6 protein-coding genes are annotated in these 3,228 nt (G+C 73.3%); 5 read left to right on the forward strand and 1 reads right to left on the reverse strand.

The genetic code is table 11. The features are described from left to right. From HII36_RS54165 to HII36_RS54180, 4 genes are all read left to right on the forward strand, one after another. Positions 1–559: DUF2867 domain-containing protein (locus tag HII36_RS54165; RefSeq protein WP_173531203.1), on the forward strand; the 559-nt coding region annotated here is incomplete at its 5' end. A gap of 106 nt (positions 560–665) precedes the next feature. After that, positions 666–1,103, forward strand: coding sequence for a MarR family winged helix-turn-helix transcriptional regulator (locus HII36_RS54170; protein WP_328808318.1), 438 nt, complete (start codon positions 666–668; stop codon positions 1,101–1,103). 86 nt (positions 1,104–1,189) lie between these two features. Then, positions 1,190–1,708 carry a hypothetical protein gene (locus HII36_RS54175; protein ID WP_173531204.1) on the forward strand — a complete coding sequence of 173 codons (519 nt, stop codon included), beginning with the start codon at positions 1,190–1,192 and terminating at the stop codon, positions 1,706–1,708. Positions 1,709–1,719: 11 nt separating this feature from the next. After that, positions 1,720–1,980 (forward strand): hypothetical protein, encoded by a 261-nt coding sequence (locus tag HII36_RS54180; protein ID WP_173531208.1) that lies wholly within the window; start codon positions 1,720–1,722, stop codon positions 1,978–1,980. Between the two features lie 58 nt (positions 1,981–2,038). Here HII36_RS54180 and HII36_RS54185 read toward each other — a convergent pair whose 3' ends face one another. Continuing rightward, positions 2,039–2,581: a GNAT family N-acetyltransferase gene (locus HII36_RS54185; RefSeq protein ID WP_173531205.1), complete on the reverse strand. Its 543-nt coding sequence runs from the start codon at positions 2,579–2,581 to the stop codon at positions 2,039–2,041. A gap of 50 nt (positions 2,582–2,631) precedes the next feature. Here HII36_RS54185 and HII36_RS54190 point away from each other — a divergent pair. Then, positions 2,632–3,228: TetR/AcrR family transcriptional regulator (locus HII36_RS54190; RefSeq protein WP_173531206.1), on the forward strand; the 597-nt coding region annotated here is incomplete at its 3' end.

The following is a 3,228-nucleotide window of genomic DNA, read 5'->3' on the forward strand; positions in this document are numbered from 1 at the left end:
CCCCTGGCGGATTCACGCGCTGACGCCCGACTTCCGGGTCGAGGACGTGTGGGCCCCGCCCACCCCGGGCGGCCCGGGTGACCTGGCCAGGCTGGTGCGGCAGATGTCGTCCGGCGAAGGACGGTTCACCGGCGCCGCCCGCGCGCTGTTCGCGCTGCGCTGGAAGGTGGGCCGGCTGCTCGGCTGGGACGGTCCGCGCACCGGGCTCGGCGTCCGGGTGCGTTCTCTGCGCGAGCGGCTGCCCCAGGACCTGCGCGACGCGCCGCCGGGGCCCGCGTTCCGCGCCGTCCCGCTCACCTCGGTCTACCTGACGGGGGACGAATGGGCCGCCGAGCTGGCCAACCGGACCGTGCACACGGTCATGCACATCGGCTGGGTGCCCGACGGCGCCGGCGGGCACCGGGCGCAGATGGCGGTGCTGGTCAAGCCGAACGGGTGGTTCGGGGCAGCCTACATGGCCGCGATCAGGCCGTTCCGTCATCTGATCGTCGATCCGGCGCTGGTGCGGATGATCGGGCGTGGCTGGCGGGTTCGGCCGTCCGAGCCTGGTACGTCCTGAGTTCCCGCGAAAGATGACGGCGAGCGGCCGCGCGAAACCGTCCGCTCCGACGCGGCCTGACGGTCCGCGACATCGGACGCGGGCCGGGTTGCGGGAGACTGGGGCGGTGAGCATCGAGAACGTCCCGCCCGTGACCAGCCCCTCCATCATCGTGCTGACCTTGGCCCGGCGCGTCGAGACCGAGCTGAACGCCGCGCTGGCCCCGCTGGACCTCACCGTCAGCAGGCTCGGGCTGCTCGGCCACATCGCCGGGGTGCCCGGCGTGTCGTTCAGCGACCTGGCCAGGATGTCGGGCACCACCGTGCAGAGCGTGCACTCCGCGGTGAAGGCGCTGGTCCGGGCCGGCCTCGTGCACGACCGTACGGCCCGGGCGGGCTCGGCGTCGGCGATCGAGGTCACGCCCGAGGGCGCCCGGCTGCTCCAGGCGGCCAAGGACGTGATCGCCCAGGTCGACGACCGCCTCTTCGGCCCCGCGGCCGACCCGATCCAGCAGCAGGTGGGCCAGGCCATCCGGACGGCGTTCGGCGGCGAAACCGCACGCTGAGCCGACCACGGGACACCCCGACCTTCAAGGCGACTGAAGCTCAAGCTAAGCTTCAGTCCAGTTGAAGGTTATCCGAGGAGACCCCCGTGGATCACGTCCTGCTGTCCGTGCACGTTCTGGCGTCCATCGTGTTCGTCGGCGGCTCCGCCGTCGCGACCAGCCTGTTCCCCCGCTACGCGCCCCTCGCCCAGCTCGCCGACGTCGGCGAGCGCAGCCGCACGGACGACGGCGGACACAACCCTCCGCACGGCGGCGGCCACAACACCGCGACCGGCGGCGATCGCAACCACGCGGTCGCCGCCGCGCTGCACCGCATCACCGGTGGTTACGCCGCCTTCGGGCTCGTCGTCCCGGCGGCCGGGATCGCGCTGGCCCTGCTCCAGGGCCGGATGGGCGAGATCTGGATCACCCTGGCCATGGTCCTCACCGTCGTCGCGGGCGGCCTGCTCGCCACGCAGATCCACCCGCGCCAGCGCGCCGCGCTCAAGACCCCGGGCGACGCGCGTCCGCTGCGGACGTTGTCGATGCTGGCGGGCGTCTACAACCTGGTGTGGGCGGTCGTCGTGGTGCTCATGATCGTCCGGCCGGGCTCGGCGGGGGCGTGAGCGGCGTGCGGATGTTGCATGTCGCGGCCGCGATCGAGGCGATCTCCCTGGTCGTGCTGCTGGCCAACCTGCTCACCGTGCATCTCGAGGAGGTGTCCGGCGTCGTGGGACCGTTGCACGGGCTGTCGTACCTGACCGTCATCGGGGCCGCCTCGATGTCGGCGAGCGTGTCGGGGGCGGGCGTGCTGCCGTTCGTGCCCGGCATCGGCGGGCTGCTCGTCCTGCGCAGGCTCCGCTCCCGGCCCCGCCGGAACGAACCCGCCGGGACATGAAAGCCCTGCGCAGGCTCCACTCCCGACCCCGCCGGAACGAGCCTGCCCGGACGTGAAATCAGGCGGGCCATTCGTCGGCGAGGACCGCCCAGACCTCGCTGTCCTGCCGTACCCCGCGATGGGGGTAGCGCCGCCGCAGCACCCCCTCGCGGGTCATGCCCAGCCGGCGCGCGGCCGCCACGCTGCGGACGTTCTCCGGCGCCACCCACCACTCGACCCGGCTCATCCCGCGTTCCTTGAACGCCCAGTCGATCAGCGCCCGGCACGACCTGGTCACCAGCCCGCGGCCGGCCCCGTCGGCCTCCAGCCAGCAGCCGATCTCGCACACCCCGGACCCGGCGTCGAAGGTGACGAACATGACGCCGCCCACCAGCCGTCCCTCCAGCCAGATGCCGTAGATCCGGCCGCCGTCGGCGGCCTGGCTGTCGGCGTAGCGCTGCAGGACGGCGGTGGCCGAGGCCAGGTCGGTGCTGCGTGAGGCCCACGGGATCCACGGGTCGACGTTCGGCCTGGCCCGGTCGATGTGGGCCAGGAACTCCGGCGCCTGCCACGGCTCCAGCGGACGGAGCTGAGCCTGGTCGTCGAGCGGCAATGCGAACAAGGGGGACCTCCACCGGTACATAACGAGCGTTCGGTATGTAAGGTAACAGCATGCCACCGGCCCCCGGAGACCGTGAAGCCCGCCGCGAAGACGTCTCGAAGGCGGTCTGGCAGGTGCTGGCCGACAAGGGGTTCGGCGGGCTGACCCTGCGTGCCGTCGCCGCCGCGATGGGCGTCTCCACCGGGATGCTCATGCACTACTTCCCCACCAAGCGCGACCTGGTCGGCCACGCCCTGCACCTGCTGGAGAAGGACACCGCCGGACGGCCCCGCCGCGAACCTCCCGCCCCCGGCCTGGCCGCGCTGCGTGCGGCGCTGCTCGACATCCTGCCGCTGGCCCCGGCCGACGCCGCGCGCAACCGCATCTGGGTCAGTTCCTGGGACCTCGCGCTGGCCGATCCCGGGCTCGGCGCCGACCAGGCCGCCCGTTACGCCCGGCTGCGCGCCGCCGTCCTGCCGCACCTGCGGGCCGCGCTCGACCTGGGCGAAGTGCCCGCGGGCGCCGACGCGGAACGACTGGCGGCCACGGCGGTCGCGTTCACGCACGGGCTCGTCGTCCAGGCGCTGTTCGACCCCGAGCGGTTCCCGGCCGACACGCAGACCGCCCTGCTGGACGGCTTCCTCGCCTCCCTGACCGCCGCCGCACTG

Origin of the sequence: Nonomuraea antri (genome assembly GCF_013283785.1) — a bacterium.
GTDB classification, from domain to species: domain Bacteria; phylum Actinomycetota; class Actinomycetes; order Streptosporangiales; family Streptosporangiaceae; genus Nonomuraea; species Nonomuraea antri.